This is a genomic window from Pseudomonas sp. NPDC087358 (assembly GCF_044900785.1).
In the GTDB taxonomy this organism is placed as follows: domain Bacteria; phylum Pseudomonadota; class Gammaproteobacteria; order Pseudomonadales; family Pseudomonadaceae; genus Aquipseudomonas.
On sequence record NZ_JBJDOA010000001.1, the window covers coordinates 156,355 to 176,212 of the forward strand.

General features: G+C 60.1%; 16 protein-coding genes and 1 pseudogene. 5 read left to right on the top strand and 12 right to left on the bottom strand.

What is annotated here, in order from left to right:
* Window positions 1-9 precede the first annotated feature (9 nt).
* From ACI2KS_RS00655 to ACI2KS_RS00670, 4 genes are read right to left on the bottom strand one after another with little or no spacing between them, the layout of a single operon-like run.
* The gene (locus ACI2KS_RS00655; protein ID WP_404616473.1) at window positions 10-828 is read right to left on the bottom strand and encodes a carbohydrate ABC transporter permease; all 819 of its coding nucleotides are present in this window, start codon (window positions 826-828) and stop codon (window positions 10-12) included.
* 10 nt (window positions 829-838) lie between these two features.
* A complete protein-coding gene (locus tag ACI2KS_RS00660; protein ID WP_404616474.1) occupies window positions 839-1,705 on the bottom strand; it encodes a carbohydrate ABC transporter permease in 867 nt (288 codons plus the stop codon).
* Window positions 1,698-2,828, bottom strand: coding sequence for an ABC transporter ATP-binding protein (locus ACI2KS_RS00665; RefSeq protein WP_404616475.1), 1,131 nt, complete (start codon window positions 2,826-2,828; stop codon window positions 1,698-1,700). The genes ACI2KS_RS00660 and ACI2KS_RS00665 overlap by 8 nt, the downstream gene beginning before the upstream one ends.
* On the bottom strand, window positions 2,828-3,922 hold the full coding sequence (locus ACI2KS_RS00670) for an ABC transporter ATP-binding protein (protein WP_404616476.1): 1,095 nt from the start codon (window positions 3,920-3,922) through the stop codon (window positions 2,828-2,830). Before ACI2KS_RS00670 ends, ACI2KS_RS00665 begins: the two co-directional genes overlap by 1 nt.
* A 338-nt stretch (window positions 3,923-4,260) precedes the next feature.
* Here ACI2KS_RS00670 and ACI2KS_RS00675 point away from each other — a divergent pair, with 338 nt between their 5' ends.
* A complete protein-coding gene (locus tag ACI2KS_RS00675) occupies window positions 4,261-6,111 on the top strand; it encodes a sigma-54-dependent Fis family transcriptional regulator (RefSeq protein ID WP_404616477.1) in 1,851 nt (616 codons plus the stop codon).
* 287 nt (window positions 6,112-6,398) lie between these two features.
* Here ACI2KS_RS00675 and cysS read toward each other — a convergent pair whose 3' ends face one another.
* Both cysS and ACI2KS_RS00685 read right to left on the bottom strand, forming a co-directional pair.
* Window positions 6,399-7,781: a cysteine--tRNA ligase gene (gene cysS, locus ACI2KS_RS00680; RefSeq protein WP_404616478.1), complete on the bottom strand. Its 1,383-nt coding sequence runs from the start codon at window positions 7,779-7,781 to the stop codon at window positions 6,399-6,401.
* A gap of 24 nt (window positions 7,782-7,805) precedes the next feature.
* Window positions 7,806-9,503 carry a glutamine--tRNA ligase/YqeY domain fusion protein gene (locus ACI2KS_RS00685; RefSeq protein ID WP_404616479.1) on the bottom strand — a complete coding sequence of 566 codons (1,698 nt, stop codon included), beginning with the start codon at window positions 9,501-9,503 and terminating at the stop codon, window positions 7,806-7,808.
* Window positions 9,504-9,787: 284 nt separating this feature from the next.
* On the opposite strand from ACI2KS_RS00685, the gene ACI2KS_RS00690 reads away from it, so the two are divergent.
* Both ACI2KS_RS00690 and lpxH read left to right on the top strand, forming a co-directional pair.
* The gene (locus ACI2KS_RS00690) at window positions 9,788-10,291 is read left to right on the top strand and encodes a peptidylprolyl isomerase (protein WP_404616480.1); all 504 of its coding nucleotides are present in this window, start codon (window positions 9,788-9,790) and stop codon (window positions 10,289-10,291) included.
* Window positions 10,288-11,055 carry a UDP-2,3-diacylglucosamine diphosphatase gene (gene lpxH / locus ACI2KS_RS00695; protein WP_404616481.1) on the top strand — a complete coding sequence of 256 codons (768 nt, stop codon included), beginning with the start codon at window positions 10,288-10,290 and terminating at the stop codon, window positions 11,053-11,055. Before ACI2KS_RS00690 ends, lpxH begins: the two co-directional genes overlap by 4 nt.
* Before the next feature lie 105 nt (window positions 11,056-11,160).
* Here lpxH and ACI2KS_RS00700 read toward each other — a convergent pair whose 3' ends face one another.
* From ACI2KS_RS00700 to ACI2KS_RS00720, 5 genes are all read right to left on the bottom strand, one after another.
* Window positions 11,161-12,693 (bottom strand): DHA2 family efflux MFS transporter permease subunit, encoded by a 1,533-nt coding sequence (locus ACI2KS_RS00700; protein WP_404616482.1) that lies wholly within the window; start codon window positions 12,691-12,693, stop codon window positions 11,161-11,163.
* 63 nt (window positions 12,694-12,756) lie between these two features.
* On the bottom strand, window positions 12,757-14,028 hold the full coding sequence (locus ACI2KS_RS00705; protein WP_404616483.1) for an efflux RND transporter periplasmic adaptor subunit: 1,272 nt from the start codon (window positions 14,026-14,028) through the stop codon (window positions 12,757-12,759).
* A gap of 10 nt (window positions 14,029-14,038) precedes the next feature.
* A complete protein-coding gene (locus tag ACI2KS_RS00710; protein ID WP_404616484.1) occupies window positions 14,039-15,535 on the bottom strand; it encodes an efflux transporter outer membrane subunit in 1,497 nt (498 codons plus the stop codon).
* Entirely contained in the window at window positions 15,532-16,005 is a 474-nt protein-coding gene (locus tag ACI2KS_RS00715) for a MarR family winged helix-turn-helix transcriptional regulator (RefSeq protein WP_404616485.1), read from the bottom strand. Before ACI2KS_RS00715 ends, ACI2KS_RS00710 begins: the two co-directional genes overlap by 4 nt.
* A gap of 330 nt (window positions 16,006-16,335) precedes the next feature.
* The gene (locus ACI2KS_RS00720) at window positions 16,336-16,941 is read right to left on the bottom strand and encodes a tRNA-(ms[2]io[6]A)-hydroxylase (RefSeq protein WP_404616486.1); all 606 of its coding nucleotides are present in this window, start codon (window positions 16,939-16,941) and stop codon (window positions 16,336-16,338) included.
* 189 nt (window positions 16,942-17,130) lie between these two features.
* Here ACI2KS_RS00720 and ACI2KS_RS00725 point away from each other — a divergent pair, with 189 nt between their 5' ends.
* Window positions 17,131-18,006 carry a universal stress protein gene (locus ACI2KS_RS00725; protein ID WP_404616487.1) on the top strand — a complete coding sequence of 292 codons (876 nt, stop codon included), beginning with the start codon at window positions 17,131-17,133 and terminating at the stop codon, window positions 18,004-18,006.
* A gap of 82 nt (window positions 18,007-18,088) precedes the next feature.
* On the opposite strand, the gene ACI2KS_RS00730 is transcribed toward ACI2KS_RS00725, so the two are convergent.
* A complete protein-coding gene (locus tag ACI2KS_RS00730; RefSeq protein WP_404616488.1) occupies window positions 18,089-18,556 on the bottom strand; it encodes a DUF1289 domain-containing protein in 468 nt (155 codons plus the stop codon).
* Window positions 18,557-18,959: 403 nt separating this feature from the next.
* Between ACI2KS_RS00730 and ACI2KS_RS00735 the strand changes: the two are divergent.
* A pseudogene (locus ACI2KS_RS00735) lies at window positions 18,960-19,858 on the top strand (aconitate hydratase B); the annotation flags it as partial.

Below are 19,858 nucleotides of genomic sequence, written 5' to 3' on the forward strand. Positions count from 1 at the left end.
TTCGACTCCTCAGACACGACCAAGGGCAAAACCCTTGACCACGTGATTACGAACGAACCAGATCACCAGCATGCCGGGCAGGATAGTCAACACCCCCGCCGCCGCCAGCACCCCCCAATCAATACCTGACGCTGAGACCGTGCGGGTCATGACCGCCGCGATCGGCTTGGCATTGACCGATGTCAGGGTCCGCGCCAGCAACAGCTCGACCCAGGAAAACATGAAGCAGAAGAACGCCGTCACACCGATACCCGAGCCAATCAACGGGATGAAAATCTTGCCGAAGAACTTGGGAAAGCTGTAACCGTCGATGTAGGCAGTTTCGTCGATCTCCTTGGGCACGCCGGACATGAATCCCTCAAGAATCCACACGGCCAGCGGCACGTTGAACAGGCAGTGCGCCAGCGCGACGGCAATGTGGGTATCGAACAGGCCAATGGACGAGTACAGCTGGAAGAACGGCAGCAGAAACACCGCCGGCGGCGCCATGCGGTTGGTCAGCAGCCAGAAGAACAGGTGCTTGTCGCCGAGGAAACGATAGCGTGAAAACGCATACGCCGCTGGCAATGCCACGCTCAGCGATATCACGGTATTCAGGCACACGTAGTACAGCGAGTTGATGTAGCCGCTGTACCAGCTTTCGTCGGTGAAGATCACCTTGTAGTTGGCCAGGGTGAAGTCCTGCGGGAACAGGGTCAGGCCACCGAGGATTTCGGTGTTGGTCTTGAACGACATGTTCACCAGCCAGTAGATCGGCACCAGCAGAAACAGCAGGTAGATCCACAGCGGCACGATTTTTTTCAGTGACGTTTTTTCGCGCTTGATCATGAGCCGCTCCTCAGTTCTTTTCGCCGTGGGTCATGGCGGTGTAGAACACCCACGAGACCAACAGGATGATCAGGAAATACACCAGGGAGAACGCCGCCGCAGGCCCCAGATCGAACTGGCCCAAGGCCATGGTGGTCAGGGTCTGGCTGAGGAAGGTCGTCGAGTTGCCCGGCCCGCCGCCAGTGAGCACGAACGGTTCGGTGTAGATCATGAAGCTGTCCATGAAGCGCAGCATCACCGCGATCAACAGCACGCTTTTCATCTTCGGCAGCTGGATGTGTCGGAAAACCGCCCAGTTGGACGCCCGATCAATCCGCGCCGCCTGGTAGTACACGTCCGGGATCGCCCGCAGACCCGAGTAGCAGAGCAACGCCACCAGCGAGGTCCAGTGCCAGACGTCAATGATCAGCACGGTCACCCAGGCATCCGAAGCGTTGGCCGCGTAGTTGTAGTTGATGTGCAGCACGTTGTTCAGCGTGTAGCCCAGCAAGCCGATGTCGCCACGGCCGAAGATCTGCCAGATGGTGCCGACGACGTTCCACGGGATCAGTAGCGGAATGGTCATCACGATCAGGCACAACGAGGACCAGCGACCCTTGGTCGGCATGGTCAGCGCAATCCCGATCCCCAGCGGGATTTCGATCAGCAGCACGCAGAACGAATAGATGAACTGGCGCAACAGCGAGTCATGCAGACGCGGGTCCTGCAACACCTGGCGGAACCAGTCGGCGCCGACGAAATAACGGCTGGACTGGTCGAAGATGTCCTGCACCGAGTAGTTGACCACGGTCATCATCGGAATGATGGCGCTGAACGCCACCAACAGGAAAACCGGCAGCACCAGCCACCAGGCCTTGTTGTTCTGCACCTTACTCATGGGGCACCTCGATCGCCTGCACTGGATTGCCAGCGGCCTCCAGCAGAAATTCATCGGCATAGAGCATCAGCCACTGCGCCGGGAAGCTGATCCAGGCCTGGCCTTGCGGCACCGGCTTGTCTTCCTGCAAGCGGACTTTCAACGCCTGCCCCGCCAGATTCAGGGTCAGGATCTTGTAAGTCCCCAGGTCTTCGACATAGGTCACGTCGGCGCACATGGCGTCGTCGAACGGGCCATCCCAGACGTGCACGAACTCGGGACGAATCCCGACTTTAAGGGTGCTCCACTGGGTGGCGGCCAGACGCTGCAGCAATGGCTCCGGCAACGGCAGATGGATGCCACCGAAACCGACGCCGCCCGCCTCGGGCTTGACCTCGATGAGGTTCATGCCGGGGCTGCCGATGAAGTAGCCGACGAAAGTGTGATGGGGTTTTTCGAACAGCTCGCGCGGGGTGCCGAACTGCACGATCTGCCCGCCGTACATCACCGCGATCTTGTCCGCGAAGGTCGAAGCCTCCAGCTGATCGTGGGTGACGTAGACCATGGTGATGTTGAATTGCTCGTGGATCTGCTTGAGCTTGCGACGCAGTTTCCACTTCAGGTGCGGGTCGATCACGGTCAGCGGTTCGTCGAACAGAATCGCCGACACGTCATCACGCACCAGGCCTCGGCCCATGGAAACTTTCTGCTTCTCGTCAGCCGTCAGGCCCTTGGCCTTCTTTTTCAGCAGCGGTTGCAGGTCAAGCACGTCGGCAATTTCCTGCACCTTGGTGCGAACCTTGTCCTCGGCCATGCCCTGATTGCGTAACGGGAATGCGAGATTGTCGTACACCGTCATGGTGTCGTAGACCACCGGAAACTGGAAAACCTGAGCGATGTTGCGCTGCTCCGGCGACATGTCGTTGACCACCGTGGAGTCGAACATCACCTTGCCTTCCGACGGGCTGAGCAGGCCGGAAATGATATTGAGCAGGGTCGACTTGCCGCAGCCAGACGGCCCGAGCAAGGCATAAGCCCCGCCCTGCTCCCAGATGTGGGTCATCTCGCGGATGGCGTAGTCTTCAGGACCACTGGGGGTAGCGCTGTAGCTGTGCGCGAGTTGTTGCAAGCGGATCTCGGCCATCAGGCAACCCTCGCCATGCGCAGGCCCGGCGCCTGGATAAGGCCGCCCTGCTGATCGAATACGAACAATTTGTGGGTGGGGATGTACACGCGAATCGGCGTATCGACGTCGTACTCGTGAACCCCCGGCAGGTGCAGGACCAGCGAGAAATGCTCGTTACGCACGTGCAGGAACGTCTCCGACCCGCTGATCTCGGCAAGCTCCACGGTCACTGCCAGCTCCAGGTCGTCGTCGTTGGACGGCACCAGGCTCAGGTGGCTGGGGCGCACGCCAAAACCATATTCGCCGTCGCCGATCTTGCGCAGGTCGACGTTGAGCGGGAAATGCACGAAATTGGCGAAACTCACCTCATTGCCATCGATCCGGCCCGGCATCAGGTTGATCGGCGGTTCGGAGAACAGCTCAGCGGCCAGCACGGTTTTCGGCTGGTGATAGACCTCAGGCGTCCGACCGCTCTGGATCAGGCGGCCCTCATGGAGGATCGTCGTGGTGCCCCCCAGCGCCAGCGCTTCGTTCGGCTCAGTGGTGGCATAAACGGCGATGGTGTTGCGTGTTTCGAACAACTGGCGCATTTCCTGACGCAGCTCTTCACGCAGCTTGTAGTCCAGGTTCACCAGCGGCTCGTCGAACAGGATCAGTTCGGCATCCTTGACCAGCGCGCGGGCCATGGCCGTGCGCTGCTGCTGGCCGCCAGACAGTTCAAGCGGGTAGCGAGTGAGGAATTTTTCGATGCGCAGCATCTTCGCGGTTTCGCGCACCCGGCTTTCGATTTCATCCTTCGACATCTTTGCCTGGCGCAGGGGCGAGGCAATGTTGTCGAAGACCGTCATGCTCGGGTAGTTGATGAACTGCTGATAAACCATGGAAACGTTGCGATGGCGCACCGCAACCTGGGTGACATCCTTGCCATTCATCAGTACTCGGCCGCTGTCTGGCTTGTCCAGCCCGGCCATCAAGCGCATCAGGCTGGTTTTGCCTGATAAGGTGCGCCCCAGCAATACGTTGAATGAGCCAGGTTCGAAGCTCAGCGAAGCATCATCGATCCAGATCTGACCGTCGACTGCGCGGCTGACGTGCTCAAGCGTGAGAGACATGGCGTGCCCTTTTATCTGTTCTTATTAGGGTGTTGCTCAGTGTGTTGCATTCGGGTCGTGACATTCGTCGACCGCTTGTTGGATAGCGACAATCGTGCCAACCGAGCTTCGCTACTGAACCCGAGGCCAAATGCCCCGGAATAGAGCCCTCGAACTGTTCAGGGTCGTCACGGGATATTCGTTGCTGAACATAAGTGAACAGAAAAAACTGAACACCTGAACAAATTGAACATTGACTTTGAACAATCCTGAACAACAATGGATGAACGTTTCGAGCACGGACGCTCGGCCAGAGCTGCATCCCAAAAACAATAAAAGTACTCGCACGGACCCCTCTCATGGCCACAGGCGCACCGATCGCTCACGACACCATCATTCAGGACTCCTGGGCCCGCTGCCGCGAGTTCGGCCTTGACCATCAGTCACGTCCTGCCTTCGGCCGCTTGCCGCAGCAGCAGGTGTCGCATCTGCTGGAGCGTCACCGCTCGCTGGTGCAGACCACCCATCAACAAGTGCTGCCGTTCTACGAGAACATCCTGAGCAATTCCAACTGCCTGATTCTGCTGGCTGACCAGCAAGGCCAGGTGCTCAACTCCTGGGGCACCAAACGCTTTGTCGAGCCCGACCAGCAGATGGGCTTCGTGGCCGGTGCCAGCTGGCTCGAACAGGGGGTGGGGACCAACGCGATCGGCACGGCGCTGGCCTGTGAACAAGCGGTTCACATCGAACACGATGAACACTTTCTCAAGGCCAACCGCTTCATGACCGGCTCCGCGGCGCCGATCTTCGATGCTTCGCGGCGAATGGTCGCGGTGCTCGATGTCTCCAGTGACAGCTTCCTGCCTCCCTCGCACACGCTGGGGATGGTGAAGATGATGAGCCAGACCATCGAAAACCGGCTGATCCTTGACCAGTTCCAGCACAGCCACTTTCAGATGACCTTCAATACCGGCCTCAATAACCTCGACAGCCAATGGGCAGGCCTGCTGGTGTTCGATGAAAGCGGCCGTATCCTCTGCGCCAATCGCCGCGCCGATAACCTGCTCGGGGTCAGCCTGCTGCAGGCCAACATCGAGAACCTGTTCAAGGCACCGGTCGCTCACCTGCTCGATCAACCGGAAGGCCAGCCCTTCGCGCTGCAGGCCGCAGGGCACAACCGTTTTCACTGCCTGATCAAACGCCCCAAGGCGCCAGTGCTGAAACTGCGCAGCGTGCAGGCGCCGACAAAACCGGGACCGGTGGTGGCTGCCACCGGGCTCGGTGCACTGAGCTTCGGTGATGAGAAAGTCGAGAAAGCCGCACATCAGGCCCAGCGTCTGCTAGAGAAAAACGTACCGCTGCTGATCCTCGGCGAGACCGGTGCCGGCAAGGAAGTGTTCGTCAAAGCGCTGCATCAGGCCAGCTCCCGGGCCGAGCAGCCGTTGATCGCGGTGAACTGTGCGGCGATTCCGTCGGAGCTGGTGGAGGCAGAGCTGTTCGGTTATGAAAAAGGCGCCTTCACCGGCGCCCATCACAAAGGCAGCATCGGCCTGATCCGCAAAGCCGATAAAGGCACCTTGTTTCTCGACGAGATAGGTGACATGCCCCTGCCCGTCCAGGCGCGTCTGCTGCGGGTATTGCAGGAGCGCTGCGTGCAGCCGCTGGGCAGCAGTGAGCTGTATCCGGTGGACATCCGGGTCATCTCCGCCACCCACTGCTCGCTGCGCGAGCAAGTGCAGAGCGGGCGTTTCCGTCAGGATCTGTACTACCGCATCAGCGGCCTGAACCTGGAACTGCCGCCACTTCGCGAGCGCAGCGACAAGCTCGAGCTGGTTCAGGCGATCTGGCAACAGCACCGCGAACCGCAACAGACTGCAGGCTTCGAACCGCAGGTTCTGGCGTTGTTCGAGCGCCATCCATGGCCTGGTAATTTGCGCCAACTCAGCAACGTGATTCAGGTGGCTTTGGCCCTGGCTGACGATCAGCCGATTTGCACCGAGCATCTGCCGGAAGATTTCTTTGCCGATCTTGAAATGGAAAACGACAACGGCGAACCGGAGACAGCCTTCAATCGCAGGGCCGTGCTGGATACGCCGGAAGAATTGAACGAGTTGTTGCAGGCGGCCGGAGGGAATATTTCGCAGCTGGCCAAGCGGCTGGGGGTCAGTCGCAATACGCTGTACAAGCGGTTGCGCGACAGAGAATTGTAACGGTCGCTCTATCACGACGGCTTTTCTGGCCGTATTTGAGCAGGTTCAGGGCTGATGCGAATCAGCTTCTGCCCGGAGGGGCGTGGGAGCCGGCTTGCCCGCGACATGTTGCAAGCAACAGCAAAATCAGGCAGCCGTTTACTTCAGGTCAATCGCATCCACAGGCTTTGCTGCCGGTCCCGGCAGACCGTCGGCAAGCCTCACTCCCACGGCCTGCGGCCAGAATCAAAAGCAGTTTGCGATTGCCCGTCCCCATAAACAGAGGCTGGGCAATCGACTTCAAACCATCAATCGGCCAAGCGCCAGGTGGTTGCGCCCTTGCCGTCTTCCAGCACCACGCCCATGGCGGTGAGCTGGTCGCGGATGCGGTCCGATTCAGCCCAGTGCTTGTCGGCACGTGCTTGTAGACGCGCGGCAATCAACGCTTCTACCTCTACTGCATCGACCCGCCCTTCTGCACCTGCGCGCAAAAAGTCATCGGCCTGAAGCTGCAACACGCCCAGCACGCTGGCCAACTCCTTCAAACGCGCCGCCAGACCGGCCGCTGCATTGACATCGCTGTCACGCAGACGGTTGATCTCGCGAACCATTTCGAACAGCACCGCACAGGCTTCGGGAGTGCCGAAGTCGTCGTTCATGGCCGCGCTGAAGCGTTCGACAAATGCCTCGCCACCAGCAGGTTCTGCGACCGGCAAGCCCTTGAGCGCGTGGTAGAACCGCTCCAGCGCACCCTTGGATTCCTTCAGGCTGTCTTCGGAATAGTTGATCGCGCTGCGGTAGTGGCTCGACACCAGCAGGTAACGCACCACTTCCGGATGGTATTTATCCAGCACGTCGCGAATGGTGAAGAAGTTGTTCAAGGACTTGGACATCTTCTCGCCATTGATGCGGATCATGCCGCAATGCATCCAGGCGTTGGCGTAGGTCTTGCCGGTAGCGGCCTCGCTCTGGGCGATCTCGTTTTCATGGTGCGGGAACTCAAGGTCGCTGCCGCCGCCATGAATATCGAAAGTCTCACCCAGGCAGCAGGTGGACATCACCGAGCACTCGATATGCCAGCCCGGACGTCCCGCACCCCATGGCGACTCCCAGCTCGGCTCGCCGGGCTTGACGCCTTTCCAGAGCACGAAGTCCAGCGGATCGTCTTTCGCTTCGTCGACCTCGATCCGCGCACCGATGCGCAGGTCTTCGATCTTCTTGCGCGAAAGCTTGCCGTAGCCCATGAATTTGGCGACGCGGTAGTACACGTCGCCATTGCCCGGGGCGTAGGCGTAACCCTTGTCGATCAGGGTCTGGATCATGCTCAGCATGCCGGGAATGTGATCCGTGGCGCGCGGTTCCAGATCCGGCTTGAGGATGTTCAGCCGCGCTTCATCCTCGTGCATCGCCTGGATCATGCGCTCGGTCAGCACGTTGTACGGCTCGCCGTTCTCGCGGGCCCGATTGATGATCTTGTCTTCGATGTCGGTGATGTTGCGCACGTAGGTCAGGTCATAACCGCTGAAACGCAGCCAGCGGGTCACCAGATCAAAGGCGACCATGCTGCGGCCGTGGCCGATATGGCAGTAGTCGTAGACGGTCATGCCGCAGACGTACATGCGCACCTTGTTGCCATCGAGCGGTGTGAAGACTTCTTTGCTCTTGGTGAGCGTGTTGTAGATCGAAAGCACGTTCTGCCCCTTAGATGTACCGCATCAGGTCCAGGAGTCCCGCAGCGTGACCGTGCGGTTGAATACCGGCTTGCCAGGCTTGGAGTCCTTGATGTCCGCGCAGAAGTAACCTTCGCGTTCGAACTGGAAACGCTCCTCCGGTTGAGCGTCGCCCAACGACGGTTCAGCTCGACAACCGGTCAACAACTGCAGCGAATCAGGGTTGATGTTTTCCAGGAAGCTGGCGCCTTCCTCGGCCTTCTCAGGGTTGGCCGAGCGGAACAGACGGTCGTACAGACGCACTTCGCATTCGACGCTTTCAGCCGCCGGAACCCAGTGGATCACGCCTTTGACCTTGCGGCCTTCAGGGTTCTTGCCCAGGGTTTCGGGGTCATAGGAGCAACGCAGTTCGACGATGTTGCCCTCGGCGTCCTTGATCGCTTCGTCGGCACGAATCACATAGCTGCCACGCAGACGCACTTCGCCGTTGGGCTCCAGACGCTTGTAGCCTTTTGGCGGCTCTTCCATGAAATCATCGCGGTCGATGTAGATTTCGCGGGAGAACGGCAGCTTGCGCACGCCCAGTTCTTCTTTCTGCGGATGACGCGGCAGCTCGAGGTGATCGACCTTGTCTTCGGGATAATTGGTGATCACCACTTTCAGCGGACGCAGCACGCACATGGCGCGCGGGGCGTTGTGGTCCAGATCCTGGCGGATGCTGAACTCGAGCATGCCGAAATCGACCACGCCATCGGAGCGGTTGGTGCCGATCATTTCGCAGAAACTGCGGATCGACGCCGGGGTGTAGCCGCGACGGCGGAAGCCCGACAGCGTCGACATGCGCGGATCGTCCCAGCCGCTGACGTGTTTCTCATCGACCAGTTGCTTGAGCTTGCGCTTGCTGGTGATGGTGTAGTTCAGGTTCAGCCGCGAGAACTCGTACTGGCGCGGCTTGCACGGCACCGGCAGGTTGTCGAGAAACCAGTCGTACAGCGGGCGGTGGCTTTCGAACTCAAGGGTGCAGATCGAATGCGTGATGCCTTCGATGGCGTCCGACTGACCGTGGGTGAAGTCGTAGATCGGGTAGATGCACCACTTGTCGCCGGTCTGGTGGTGATGGGCGTGACGAATGCGGTACAGGATCGGGTCGCGCAGGTTCATGTTAGGCGAAGCCATGTCGATCCTGGCACGCAGCACACGGGCGCCGTCTTCGAACTCGCCGGCCTTCATGCGCGCGAACAGGTCCAGGTTTTCCTCGACACTGCGCTCGCGGAACGGGCTGTTCTTGCCAGGCTCGGTCAGGGTGCCGCGGTATTCACGCGCCTGCTCGGGGGTCAGATCGTCGACATAGGCCTTGCCTGCCTTGATCAGCTCGACCGCCCAGTCGTGCAGCTGGTCGAAATACTGCGAGGCGTAGCGCACTTCACCGGACCACTCAAACCCCAGCCATTTGACGTCGCTTTCGATCGCGTCGATGTATTCCTGGTCTTCCTTGGCCGGGTTGGTGTCGTCGAATCGCAGGTGCGTGACGCCACCGAATTCCTGAGCCAGACCAAAGTTGACGCAGATCGACTTGGCATGACCGATGTGCAGGTAACCATTAGGCTCCGGCGGGAAGCGGGTGACGATCTGGGTGTGCTTGCCCGAATCCAGGTCTGCCTGCACGATCGGGCGCAGGAAGTTGGTAGGGATTGCAGGGCCTGCCTTTGAATTCGCAGCGGCGTCTTGTGTGGGCTTGCTCATAGGTTCCTTGGAGATACTGGTTCACAGCCAGGGTAGGCCGAATAAATCAAAGCGCTTATCATAGCCGAACCTGTCAAGGCCCTGACAGCGTGCTGTGACAAAACTGCCAGGATGGGCTCCGGGCCGGTTCAAGCAGTGACTTCAATCGCAACTACCCGCTGAGCGACTACCCTCTGTAAACTCCGCGTCTGGGTTAAATCAGCGGCACTTGCAACGCCGGCCAAGTGGCCAAATGCCGCGATCGACACGTCCAAACCACGAATTCCAAAAGAGCGACTTAGAACATGTCCAAAGTAAAACTGACAACCAACCACGGTGACATCGTCCTGCAATTGAACGCTGAAAAAGCGCCGCTCACTGTCGCCAACTTCATCGAATACGTTAACGCCGGTCATTACGAAAACACCGTATTCCACCGCGTTATCGGCAACTTCATGGTTCAGGGCGGCGGTTTCGAGCCAGGCATGAAGGAAAAGAAAGACAAGCGTCCAAGCATCCAGAACGAAGCCGACAACGGCCTGCCGAACAAGAAGTACACCGTCGCCATGGCCCGTACCATGGAGCCGCATTCGGCTTCTGCGCAGTTCTTCATTAACGTCGCCGACAACAGCTTCCTCAACCACAGCGGCAAGACCGTGCAGGGCTGGGGCTATGCGGTGTTCGGTGAAGTGGTCGAAGGCCAGGACGTGGTCGACAAGATCAAAGGGGTGCCTACCACCTCCAAGGCCGGCCACCAGGATGTGCCAGCTGACGACGTGATCATCGAGAAAGCAGAGATCGTTGAGTGATACTGCTGATCTCCGATCTGCATCTTGAAGAAGGACGCCCGGACATAACCCGGGCGTTTCTGGATCTGCTGAGCGACCGCGCGCGTGGCGCCGAGTCGCTGTACATCCTCGGGGATTTTTTCGAAGCCTGGATCGGCGATGACGCAATGTCGCCCTTCCAGCGCTCGATCTGTCAGGCCCTGCGTGCCTTGAGCGACAGCGGCACGCAGGTGTTCCTGATGCACGGCAATCGCGACTTCATGATCGGCAAGGCCTTTTGCAAGGCGGCCGGTTGCACATTGCTGAGCGACCCCAGCGTCGTGCAATTGAACGGCGAACCGGTGTTGCTGATGCACGGCGACAGCCTGTGCACCCGCGACCAAGCCTACATGCGCATGCGCCGCTACCTGCGCAATCCACTGACTTTATGGGTACTGCGTCACCTGCCGCTGGGCACACGCCACAAGCTGGCGCGCAAGTTGCGCAGCGAAAGCCGCACGCAGACCCGCATGAAAGCCAACGACATCGTGGATGTCACCCCCGAAGAAGTCCCGCGGATCATGACCGCGTTCGGCGTGAAAACGCTGATCCACGGCCACACCCACCGCCCCGCCATCCACAAGCTGCAGATCGGCGAGCACACCGCCCAGCGCATCGTGCTGGGGGATTGGGACCGAGAAGGATGGGCATTGCAGGTCGATGAACAGGGCTTTGAACTGACCCCGTTCGAATTTGCGCCTGAGCAGCCGTTGGCGCTGCCTGCCCAGACGACACCAGACCGGTAGGCGTGAGCTTGCTCGCGATCGCATCGGGTCAGGCACATTGATGGTGCCTGAGAGATTGCAATCGCGAGCAAGCTCACTCGTACAGTGGGTGTGAGGCCCGAACTATCAATGCCCGGCCCCTGGCCCCGGCTTGGCGGCGAACGGCGGTTTGGCCATCCAGATGATCAGGATCAGCGACAGAAAGACCCAGCCCATCATGTAGAAGTAATCTACTGTCGACATCATGTAGGCCTGGCTGGTCACCATGCTGTCCAGTTGCGCGTAAGCCTGGTTACTGGCACCGCCCAGGTTTTCCAGGGCGTGCCGGGTGGTCGGCTCGTAGGTGTTCACGTTCTCGCTGAGGTACGCATGGTGCTGGTTGGCTCGGCGAATCCAGATCCAGGTGGTCAGCGATGCGGCAAAACTGCCGCCCAGGTTACGCAGGAAGGTCGCAAGGCCCGAGCCATCGGCAATCTGCGACGGCGGCAGGTCCGACAGCAAGATGCTCAAGGTCGGCATGAAGAACAGCGCGATCCCCGCTCCCATGAACAACTGAACCAGCGCGATGTGTTCGAAATCCACCTGACTGGTGAAGTTCGCGCGCATGAAGCAACTCATGCCGATGCCTAGAAATGCCAGCCCGGCGAGCAGGCGAAGGTCGAACTTGTTCGCGTATCGCCCGACAAAAGGCGACAACAGCACCGGCAGCACACCGATCGGCGCCACCGCCAGCCCGGCATAGGTGGGCGTATAGCCCATCTGGGTCTGCAGCCACTGCGGCAGGATCAGGTTGATGCCGAAGAACCCGGCGTAACCCAGCACCAGACAGATGGTCCCGACCCGGAAGTTGCGGAAGGCGAACAGCCGCAGGTTGACCACCGGATGTTCGTCGGTCATCTCCCAGATGATGAACGCCGCCAGGCCGATCACCGAAATCACGGTGCCGATAATGATGAAGTTGGAGGAGAACCAGTCCAGATCGTTGCCCTTGTCGAGCACGATCTGCAAGGCACCCACGCCGATGATCAAGGTAATCAGCCCCACATAGTCCATCGGTTGGCGGCTGGTGGTGACCGGCCGCGCCGCCATCTGCGTGCGCACCACGAACGCTGCAAAAATACCGATCGGCACGTTGATGAAGAAGATCCACGGCCAGGTGTAGCTGTCGGTGATCCAGCCGCCGAGAATCGGCCCGGCAATCGGCGCGACCACCGTGACCATCGCCAGCAATGCCAAGGCCATCCCCCTTTTGGCCGGGGGATAGACCGCGATCAGCAGGGTCTGGGTCATTGGGTACAACGGCCCGGCGACCACACCCTGAAGCACCCGGAAGCCCACCAGCTCAGGCATCGAGGTAGAGATACCGCAGAGGAACGAGGCCATCACGAACAGCAGCGTGGCCCATATGAACAGCTTCACCTCGCCGAAACGACGGCTCAGCCAGCCGGTCAACGGCAGGGCAATCGCGTTGCTCACCGCAAACGAGGTGATGACCCAGGTGCCTTGCTCGGAACTGACCCCAAGGTTGCCGGAGATCGTCGGCAGGGCGACGTTGGCAATGGTCGTATCGAGCACCTGCATGAACGTCGCCAGCGACAGACCGATGGTGGTCAACAGCAGGCTTGGCGGCGTGAAAGAAGCGGGAGCGTTGTTACTCATCGCGAATCCTTTGACACTCGAAGATCGCTCCGGCCCGCAGACCGGAGCAGATGGATTGGCGAATCAGCGCTGGGCCGTCTTGCCGCTGGTCGAAGCGCTGTTTTCGTGGATCAGGCGGGTAATCAGCGTGTCGGCCTCGGCCAACTGCTTGACGTACACGTCGGTGGTGAACGACGCCTGCTTGGGCGGCTGCTGGGCCAGCACCGGGCCGCTCTGGTCATGCAGGTTGACGTCGACTACGGTCGACAGACCGATACGCAGCGGGTTCTTGGCCAGCTCATCGGCATTGATGTGGATGCGTACCGGCACCCGTTGCACGATCTTGATCCAGTTACCGGTGGCGTTCTGCGCGGGCAGCAAGGCGAACGCACTGCCGGTGCCGGCGCCGACGCTGTCCACGGTGCCGCTGAATTTCACATCGCTGCCATACAGATCAGCCTCGATGTCCACCGGCTGGCCGATACGCATCTTGCCCAGCTGGGTTTCCTTGAAATTGGCATCGATCCACAGCTGATCCAGCGGGATGACCGCCATCAGCGCCGTGCCAGGCTGGACCCGCTGGCCCAATTGCACGGTGCGCTTGGCGACGTAGCCTGTGACCGGCGCGATCAGGGTACTGCGCGAACTGTTCAGATACGCCTGACGCAATTGCGCGGCCGCTGCCTTGACGTCCGGGTGCGAGGACACTTGCGTGTCATCGACCAATGCGGTGCTGGTCACCAGTTGCTGCTGGATATTGTTCAGCGCGTTTTGTGCACTGGTCAGGTCATCCTTGGCGTGGGACAGCTCTTCCTGGGAGATCGCACCACCTGCCGCCAGATTGCGGCGCCGACTGTAGTTGTCCTGAGCGCGTTGCACTTCGGCGCGCTGGGCGGCCAGCTGTGCCTTTATGCCATCGACATTGCTGTAGAGGCCGCGCACCTGACGGACCACTTTGCCCAGATTGGCCTCGGCGCTTTGCAAGGCCACTTCGGCGTCGTTGGGATCGAACTGCACCAGCACCTGGCCTTCACGGACCAGATCGCCATCATCGGCGCCGATGCTCACGACGGTGCCTGTCACCTGAGGGGTGATTTCCACCACGTTGCCATTGACGTAGGCATCGTCGGTGCTTTCGTTCCAGCGACCGTAGACTTCATACCAGCCCCAGACGCCGAGCCCGGCAAGCACCACGATAACGGCCAGGCCGATCAGCAACAGCTTGCGCTTGCGCGGATTTTTCGCTGGCTGCCCCGGTTTGGCATCCTGCTGCTTTGTATCCTGTTGACCGGCGTCGGAGCCTTGGGCGTTATTCGGTTGGTTTGCTGTGTTGTTTTCGCTAGTGGCAGTGGCCATGACGAGTACCTTAATGTGTCAGCGAAGCAGTTGACGGGACGGCCGGGGCGGCGTTTTCGCCGGGCTTGCTCTCTTCGAAGCCTCCCCCCAGGGCCTGCATCAACTGGATCGAAAGATCGATTCGTTCCGCGTTGAGATCAGCCAGTTGGCGTTGCGATTGCAGCAATTGCTGCTCCACGGTCAGCACATCGAGGTAGTTGCCAATCCCCGACGAGTAGCGCTGGACCACAGTGTTATAGGACTTCTGAATGACGTCGGTCGCCTCCTGGCGAGCGTCGATCTGAGCGCTGATCGAGCGCAACTGACCGATGTTGTCACTCACATCTCCCAGTGCCCGCACCAGACTCTTGTTGTACTGCGCCACCGCCAGGTCGTAATCGGCATCGCGCGCATCCAGGTCGGCACGACGACGACCCCCGTCGAAGATCGGCAGCGAAACGGTCGGCGCCACATTGAAGAAGCGGCTGGCCGAACCGAACATTGCGTCGCCCAGCAGGGATTCAACACCGGCCGAAGCGCTGAGGTTCAGGTTCGGATAGAAGTTGGTCTTGCTGGCGGCGATGTCCTTGCTGGCAGCTTCTACCCGCCAGCGAGCCGCCACCAGATCCGGGCGACGACCGAGCAATTCGGTAGGCACCACGGAAGGCAAGGCGACCACGGCAGGTTTGAGCACAGTGGGACGAGCCAGCTCTTCGCCGCGATCAGGGCCTTTGCCCATCAGCACAGCGAGGGAAATCTTCGCCGTGCGCAAGCGCTTGTCGGCATCGACCAACGCTTCCCGCGAGCCGGCTTCCAGGCTTTCGGTCTGCTGATACTGATATTGGCTGTCGATTCCGGACTTGAAGCGACGAGCGCCCAGTTCGAGCAACTGCCGCGTACGCTTGAGGTCATCGGCGGCCAGATCGCGCACCACGTAGGCTTGTCCCAGATCGCTGTAGGCACGGGCGACATCGGCGGCAAGGGTCAACTGCGCGGCGCGCTGATCGACCTCGCTGGCCCGGGCCTGGCCCAGGGCAGCTTCCCAGGCGGCACGCTGACCGCCCCACAAATCGAAGTTGTAATTGAAGCTGGCACCCAGACTGCGCAGGGTGCTGTAGCGGCCACCCGCCCCACTCGGGTCCTGATCACGGGCCAGGCGCGAACGACTGACACTGGCATCGGCATCGACGGTCGGCATGCGCTCGGCGTCGGCGCCATAAGCAGCTGCGTTGGCCTGATGAGTGCGGGCGGCGGCAATCTGCATGTCCGGGCTGTCGCGCAGGGCTTCGGTGATCAAGCCATTGAGCTGCGGGTCGCCGAGGCGGGTCCACCAGTCACGCTTGGGCCAGGCCGCTGGCGACAGTTGAACGCCTTTGAGACTTTGCTCGGCGCGCAGCTGGTTTGCGTCGATACCGACGCCTTCTGTAGTCAACCCCCTGGAGTTGGCGCAGCCCGCCGTGACCAGCGCGACGAAGACCAGACTCAGGGAGGTGCGCAAGGCAGTGCCTTGCTTGCGTTGAATAGTCATTGTGCTGCAATCCGGGCGAGCGTAATGGGGTCGGCCGAGGCAATCAGAATCTTGGTGAGGAGCCTTTCCAGCGTGGTCAGCTCGCTTTCTTCCAGCACGCCGACCATCTCATTCATGGCCCGGGCACCGATCTGCGGCAGCAGATCAGACAGCGCCTGCCCCGCTTGCGTGAGCACCAGTCGGACTTGCCGCCGATCCGCTTCGGACCGCTTGCGCGTCAGCAGATCCTTTTGTTCGAGGCGATCGAGCATGCGTGTCATCGAGCCGCTGTCCAGCGACAGCATCCGACACAGATCCGCCGGGGTTTCAGCATTGAACCGGGCAATCATGATCAACACCTTGAACTGCTGGGCAGTCACACCCTGCGGCTCCAGATGCTTGTCGAGAATGCGGTTCTTGAGCTGCTCGGTTCGCCCCAGCAGCATGCCGAGCAGGCTGTCATTGAATGTCTCGGGAGTGAAATGAGCCATTGATAGTCACCAATTATCTGCCTAGGCAGTGAGTGGCTGAAATATTACTGCCTAGGCAGCAAACACACAATGAAACAATTTTTAAGATTGAGATTTCGGACGAGCGTTGGGGGTGCAGGGGAAATCCAGACGCGCAGGGGCTTGTGCCCGAAGGGCGTGGGAGTCCGGCTTTTCGAGGATCGAGCGCGTAGCGGTCGCAGCATTGGACTGGCGTGACAGGTCAGGAGCATCACGGATGCCAGGTTCCATGAGTGCTTCGCACCCAATCGTCGGCAAGCCGGACTTCCACGCTTTCGGCAGAAACGGCTTGCAGCGACGCGAAAGGACCGGTTAAGCGGGTACGCCGCTGTGAAAGCGGAAGTCTTCATCCGGGCTTTCGATCAGCTCGCGTTCGGCCAGACGGATCTCTTCGATCTTGGCGTCGACGTCCGCTTCATTGCCGTAGGTGTAGGCCAGTTTCAGATAGTCCTGAAAATGTCGCGCCTCGGATTTGAGCAGGCTGGCGTAGAACTTCGACAGGTCGGCATCCAGGTGCGGCACCAGGGCGGCGAAGCGCTCGCATGAACGTGCTTCGACGATAGCGCCGACGATCAGCGCATCGGTCAGGCGATAGGGATTGTGCGTGCGCACCAACTTGCGCAACGAGCCGGCATAGCGCGCCGAACTGATGTTGGCCATGGGAATGCCGCGCTTCTTGATGATGCCGATCACTTGTTCGAAGTGCCGCAGTTCTTCACGGGCCAGACGCGACATCTTGGCCAGCAAATCGAACTTGTCGTTGTACTGGAACATGAACTGAAACGCCGCACCGGCGGCTTTCTTTTCATTGTTGGCGTGGTCGATCAGCAGGATATCCAGATTCTGCAAGGCCGCCTGGACCCAACTGTCAGGGGTGGGGCAAAGCAGGAAGGCGTCGATTTGCGGATAAATCTGCATGAGTTCACAAATGGCTGGCTGGGCAAGGCGCAGCATTATACGGGGGCGGCGGCGCAGAGCCAGCCTCTTGAGCGGCAAAAGCGATGACGCCGATCAACGCGACGATTGGCGGCGGCCAACTATAGTCAATGAGCGAACCGCAAACCGCAGGCTCCAACGCTTGACGTGGCGCCACAGGGAGATCAGCTCATGCAATCGATCCGCAGGATTCTGGTGATTATCGAACCGGCCGCCGAGACCGACGAGGTTGCCAATCGGGCCTTGCCACGCGCGTGCCTGATCGCTCGCGCAACCGGCGCCACCTTGCATTTGCTGGTGTGCGACAAAAAAACCGACCACAGCGAACTGCTGACCGACCTGCGGCATGTGCTGGAGGCCAAGGACATCAAGGTGACGACCGAGCAGGATTGGCATGAAACCACTCACCAGACGGTCGTCAAAGTGCAGCAGGCTCAGCGTGCGGATCTGGTGATCAAACAGCACTTCCCGGACAGCACGTTGAAACGCGCGCTGCTGACTCCCGCCGACTGGAAACTGCTGCGCTACTGCCCCTGCCCGCTATTGATGGTGAAAACCGATCGTCCCTGGAAAGATGGCGCCGTGCTTGCCGCGGTCGACGTCGGCAATCCGGATGGCGAGCACACCGCGCTGCACTACAGCATCGTGCGACACGGCTCCGATATTGCCGACCTGGCAGGGGGCGAGTTGCACGTCATCGCCGCTCATCCCTCGCCCATGCTGTCGGCGGCGGACCCTGTGTATCAGCTGTCTACGACCATCGAAGGCAAATATCGCGAGCAATGCAGGAAGTTTCAGAGTGAATTCGCTATCGACGACGCTCACCTGCACATCGCCGAAGGACCGGCCGACGTGCTGATTCCCTTCACCGCTCATCATTTGCAGGCTGCGGTCACGGTTATCGGCACCGTGGGGCGCACGGGTATTTCCGGCGCGCTGATTGGCAACACCGCCGAGGTGGTGCTCGATTCACTGGAAAGCGATGTGTTGGTGCTCAAGAGCGAGGAGATCATCAAGCATCTGCAGCAAGAGCTGGCGAAGGCGTGAGGCGGGCGGTGCTGATTCTGCCCGGACAGCCTCGCAAGCAAGCGTGCTCCTGTAGCCTGCGGGCAGGATCAAACGCCGGCCGTCAGCCCATCGCGTCGTTGAGAAACCCCGGGGCGATGTAGCGCTCGTAATGCGCCTCGGACAGCAGGAAGAATTCCCGATCAATGGCATCGCGCAGTTCTGGCAGCGACCAATCGCGAAATTCGGGCAGCAGGACCATGCCGTAGGCCTCCAGCTGGTTGATCACCCGCGCCCCGCGCGCAATCAACTGATACGCCCAGCAGTAGGGCGACTGGTGCGCGACGAAACGGATCTTGCGTTGTTCCAGCTGCTGGCGCAGCTTGTCGGTGTCGAACACCTCGAGCTTGGCGGTCATGACCTGGACCAGCAACTGCTCAAGGCGCAGCCATACCGCGCGCTTCTCATCCTCGTTGTAGCCGTTCCAGTGAATCACCTCATGGTGGAAGCGCTTGCAGCCGCGGCACACGAGGTCGCCGTAGACGGTGGAGCACAAGCCCACGCAGGGCGTCTTGATGATCTGGTTGGGCATGGCGGGAAAACACGGCAACGGACGAAACAAGCGCGCATGTTAGCCCTTTGTCTAATCGGGTACACCCCCGAAGATGTAGGGTCTAACTTACCTTTAGTTTTTTTTTGCCGTAGAATCACCGGGCCTTTTAAGGCGCCAATGTCCGTTGGAAGCTGTTTTCAAAGCGTCACGAGCACAGTCAGGGCTTCACGAGAGCCTACCCGCACTACGGTTTGACGCAGGTTCGCCCTGCGTCCCCTCCTCAAACCGTTCCCTGCAGGCGTAAAACTTTGAAAACAGCTTCTGTTGGAGATCGTCAGCTGCCTGCCACAAGACTCAAAAAGTTTTAACGCGCACGGCTGCGGACTTTCTCTGGATGAGCGTCCCGGACACCCATTTGGGACCACTGATGAGGGTAATAACTGTGCTTGAAGCCTACCGCAAACACATCGAAGAGCGTGCAGCACTGGGTATCGTCCCCCAGCCGCTCAACGCCGAACAAACCGCAGGCCTGGTCGAGCTGCTGAAGAATCCTCCGGCTGGCGAAGAAGCTTTCCTCGTTGACCTGATTACCAATCGCATTCCACCTGGCGTGGACGAAGCAGCCTATGTAAAGGCCGGCTTCCTGTCTGCCCTGGCCAAGGGCGAAGCGACTTCCCCTCTGATTGACAAGAAACGCGCGGTTGAACTGCTCGGCACCATGCAGGGCGGCTACAACATCGTGACTCTGGTTGATTTGCTCGACAGCGCCGAACTGGCCCCTGTCGCTGCCGCTCAGCTCAAGCACACCCTGCTGATGTTCGATGCGTTCCACGATGTCGCGGAAAAAGCCCGCAACGGCAACGAGCACGCCAAGGGCGTGATCCAGTCCTGGGCTGACGGCGAGTGGTTCCGCAACCGTCCGACCCTGGCCGACAAGATCAGCCTGCGCGTGTTCAAGGTCACTGGCGAAACCAACACCGACGACCTGTCGCCTGCCCCTGATGCATGGTCCCGTCCGGACATCCCGCTGCACGCCCTGGCCATGCTGAAAATGGCCCGCGAAGGCATCGTGCCTGACGTGCAAGGCGTTACCGGCCCGATGAAGCAGATCGAAGAGATGCGCGGTCAAGGCTTCCCTATCGCCTACGTCGGTGACGTGGTCGGTACCGGTTCGTCGCGTAAATCGGCGACCAACTCGGTCCTGTGGTTCTTTGGCGACGACGTGCCTTACGTGCCGAACAAGCGTGCCGGCGGTTTCTGCTTCGGCAGCAAGATTGCCCCGATCTTCTACAACACCATGGAAGAAGCCGGCCCACTGCCAAAAGAATTCGACGTCAACAA